The sequence below is a fragment of the Ancylomarina sp. genome, from assembly GCF_041555295.1.
Taxonomy (GTDB): Bacteria; Bacteroidota; Bacteroidia; order Bacteroidales; family Marinifilaceae; genus Ancylomarina.
Genome location: NZ_JBFFKR010000283.1, coordinates 1 through 4,148, shown reverse-complemented (window position 1 = coordinate 4,148; position 4,148 = coordinate 1). Strand labels below are relative to the sequence as shown.

The window sequence follows — 4,148 nt, the reverse complement described above, 5'->3', positions numbered from 1 at the left end:
TCATTCACAACAAATCTGATAAGACGAAAATTGATGAAGCTTTAAAAGTCAAGCTAGAGAACGATTATAAAACTTCTGTTATGGATTTTTCTACGGTCAATCCTGATAATTTCGATGAGGTTATTGAATTGATTAAGAAAATAGCACCCGAATCTTCAAAAGTTTTTAAAACTATAATTGGCGATTTAATTCAGCCTAACGATGTGGTGATGTTGATCTGTCCAATTGATTCGGAAGCTCCATCTGGACGTATGATTCTACCTCAAGTACAACTCATCCGAGATGTTTTGGATAATCATTGCATCAACATTGTTCTGCAACAAGATCAGGTGACTGAATTTTTTAAAACCACCAATGTCAAACCGAAACTTGCGATTACTGATAGTCAGATATTCGACCTAGCAGGACAATTAATCCCTAAAGATATTCCTTTAACCAGTTTCAGTACTGTTTTGGCAAGACAAAAAGGTGACTTTGAAAACTACTTAAAAGGAACACCAAAGATTGACGAACTGAAAGCTGGTGATAGAGTTTTAATTCTTGAGTCTTGTTCTCATCATGTGTCTTGTGAAGATATAGGACGATTTAAACTGCCTGCATGGTTGAAAAAATATTGCGATTGTGAATTAGACTTCGACATTGTTTCAGGTCTTGATGCTATTCAACGTCCCATTAATGATTATGCAATGGTGATTCAATGTGGGGGGTGTATGATTACAAAAAAGCAAATCCACAATCGACTTTTGCCAGCTATTGAAGCTGGAATTCCAGTTAGTAATTATGGATTAGCCATTGCCTATGTTCAGGGTATATACAAAAGAGCTGTAGAGCCTTTTAATCTATAAATTAAGCCAACACACACTATTCTTAAACTGTAACTGATTATAATATATGGCCAATAATTTTACTAAATCGAGTGCTACTTTTGGAACATTGCCAGTTTTCATGACGGCAATCTCCACTATTTTAGGAGCCATATTATTCCTCCGTTTTGGATGGGCTGTCGGTAATGTTGGTTTTATCGGTGTTATCGGAATTATCATTCTGGGACATATGATTACCATTCCAACGGCCATGGCTGTTGCCGAAATTGCAACCAACCAGAAAGTACTGGGGGGAGGTGCCTATTATATTATTTCCCGATCTTTCGGCTTGAATATTGGAGCGGCAATTGGTATCACACTTTATCTCTCTCAAGCCATTTCGGTTGCCTTCTATATTATAGCATTTGGCGAAGCCTTCGATCCCGTTATTCAATGGGTTGCCAATGATTTTGGTTGGCTGATCTACGATAAACGTGCGATTACAATTCCTGCAATGGTTCTTCTTTCAGCTTTGTTTTTGTGGCGAGGTTCTAATATGGGAATGAAGGTTTTGTATGTTGTTGTGGCAACTTTAGCCGTTTCTCTTTTTATGTTTTTTATTGGCTCACCTACCGATGCACCACAGGAAATTGTTTTAGATGCAACTGTAGAGAATCCCAAAAGCTTTTTCTATGTGTTTACTATTATATTCCCTGCCTTTACAGGGCTCGCAGCTGGTTTAGGTTTGTCTGGAGAATTAAAGAATCCTAAACGATCTATTCCTCGAGGAACCATATGGGCAACCATTGGAGGTCTGGTAGTTTACCTTTTTGCTGCCTATAAATTTACGGTTTCAGCAAGTCCTGAAGATTTAGATAGCAACCAGCTTATCATGAGTAATATTGCCATATGGGGGCCGATTATTCCTATAGGTTTGGCTGCGGCATCACTTTCGTCAGCATTGGGATCTATTATGGTAGCACCCCGTACTTTGCAAGCCATTGGGATGGATGATATCTTCCCACAGAAAGGATTGAACAAATGGTTGAAAAAGGAGAATCGTAAAACGACAGAGCCTCTGAATGCTTCAGTCATCTCTATAGCTATTGCATTTGTATTCATCTTAATTGGTGATGTTGATTTTGTCGCTCAGATCATCTCAATGTTCTTTATGGTGACCTATGGTGCAATTTGTCTCATCTCATTTCTGGAACATTTTGCTGCTGATCCATCTTACCGACCAACCTTCCGATCTCGTTGGTATCTATCTTTAATGGGAGCCATTCTTTCATTTTGGATCATGTTCCAAATGAATATGGTTTATGCTATTGTTTCATTACTGATTATGGGTGTGATTTATTATGGCATAAATGTAAGTAATAAGGAACATCGAGGTCTTGCGAAACTATTCCGAGGTGTTGTTTTTCAATTGAGTCGATATCTGCAAATTTTTGCTCAACGAGCAGAGAAAGTAGATCGTGAAGTGAGTTGGAGACCTTTTGCAATTTGTATTTCTCAAGATACCTTTAAGCGCCGTTCGGCTTTCGATTTGTTGCGCTGGATCTCATATAAGTATGGTTTCGGAACCTATATTCATTATCTGGAAGGTTTTCTAAATGAGAAAACGAATGATGAGTCTAAGAATGTAATGAAACGCTTGATTCATCTGGCATCAGGAAGTCGTAACCGTGTTTTCTTAGATACGATTATTAGTCCTTCCATGACCTCTGCCATTGCACAGGTAATGCAACTTTCGGGTATATCCGGACACGGTTATAATTCGATTTTATTTGAGTACTCGCGTACTAAATCTAAGCAGTTGAATTATGTGATTGATAATTACGAATTGATCGAGTCAACTCAATTTGATGTCTGTGTTTTGAATACCTCGTATAAGGGTTTTGGTTACCACAAGGAAATTCATATTTGGATTGGCTCTAATGATTACGAGAATGCCAATTTGATGATTCTTTTGGCTTATATCATCCAAGGACATCCTGATTGGAAGAAGAGTATGATTAAGATTTTTGCTATATATCCTGAGAAAGATCTTGAAAAAGAACAAGTCAAACTATTAAGTCTGATCCGTTCGGGACAGTTGCCAATTTCTTCAAGTAATATTGAATTGATTGGAATTGATCATACTGATAAGAAGAAGGAGATCATGAACAAATCGATGGATGCCGATTTAACGATTTTGGGTTTCAACAGAGAAGATATAGATCGAGATAAATTGGATATGTTTACCGGATTCGACGATATGGGTAATATCCTTTTTGTGAGTTCTTACAAAAAAATTAAAATCAAGTAGAGTCTGGATTGTTAATAATTCAGTCGTATGACTTTGATTTATTATTTCTAAGTTTGTATTGTTAGTTTATCAAAATAAGAGTGAATTTTTAATAAAAGGAATTGCTCAGAATAATTTTTAAGAAAATAGATGGAACGTATAGCCATATTTCCAGGGTCTTTTGATCCGTTTACGGTTGGTCATGAATCAATTGTAACTCGAGCATTACCATTGTTCGATAAGATCGTAATTGCCATAGGTTACAATTCGGAGAAAAGACAGTTTTTTCCAGTAGAGAAGCGTATTCAATGGATCAAGGAGACCTTCCGTAATGATCCGAGAATTGAAGTCGAAATTTACAGTGGGTTAACTGTTGAATATTGCAAGTCGAAAAGGGCTCAATTCATTTTGCGTGGCTTGCGTACCGCTGCCGACTTTGAATACGAGCGTGCCATTGCGCAAATCAACAAGAAAATGGAATATGATTTGGAATCTATTTTCCTACTGACAACTCCTGAACATACCCCGATTACATCGACCATTGTTCGTGATATTATGCGCCATGGAGGTGATGCTTCGCAATTTGTACCCAAGGTGCTGGATCCAGATGCTTATAAACTGTAATAAAATAAATATTCGGGCTATTCATTATTAGGCAATCTGATTTGAATAGCCTTTGTTTTAAATTCACAGATAAGAACAGAATATGCGATCACTATTTATTTTACTGATATTGACTTTTGGAGTACAAAGCTCATTTGCTAAAAAAGTGAAGCTGTTTGGTCAACATGCAGCCTATGCGAATACGCAAATAAAGGTGCTTTGTTATGATGATGCTTTCTCGAAAACGGAGAAGGAGTTAGCCATTCTGCAACTCGATAAGCAAGGTCAGTTTTCTGTTGAATTTGAAATAGCTGAAACGCAAATGGTATTTTTGCCTCTAGGTATATTCCGAGGTTATTTTTTTGCAGAGGCTGGTAAAGAATATCAGTTGAGTTTACCACCAAGGAGAGACTTATCTCCATCGCAAAAAATCGATCCTTTTTTTGAACCTC

At 37.3% G+C, this 4,148-nt stretch carries 4 protein-coding genes; all 4 read left to right on the top strand.

Annotation, left to right across the window (positions count from 1 at the left end):
• Window positions 1–845 (top strand): [FeFe] hydrogenase H-cluster maturation GTPase HydF (locus tag ABY905_RS14630; protein ID WP_372645178.1); only part of this gene is annotated, 845 nt, incomplete at its 5' end.
• 46 nt (window positions 846–891) lie between these two features.
• The gene (locus tag ABY905_RS14625; protein ID WP_372645176.1) at window positions 892–3,114 is read left to right on the top strand and encodes an amino acid permease; all 2,223 of its coding nucleotides are present in this window, start codon (window positions 892–894) and stop codon (window positions 3,112–3,114) included.
• 129 nt (window positions 3,115–3,243) lie between these two features.
• Window positions 3,244–3,717, top strand: a complete 474-nt coding sequence (gene coaD / locus ABY905_RS14620; protein ID WP_372645174.1) for a pantetheine-phosphate adenylyltransferase — start codon at window positions 3,244–3,246, stop codon at window positions 3,715–3,717.
• Window positions 3,718–3,799: 82 nt separating this feature from the next.
• Window positions 3,800–4,148, top strand: a 349-nt coding sequence (locus ABY905_RS14615) for a hypothetical protein (protein WP_372645172.1), incomplete at its 3' end; no start/stop codon positions are given.

Excerpts from the sequence above, each read along its gene's own strand:
- ABY905_RS14625 (WP_372645176.1), top strand. The coding sequence starts at position 892 with ATGGCCAATAATTTTACTAAATCGAGTGCTACTTTTGGAACATTGCCA.
- coaD (WP_372645174.1), top strand. The coding sequence starts at position 3,244 with ATGGAACGTATAGCCATATTTCCAGGGTCTTTTGATCCGTTTACGGTT.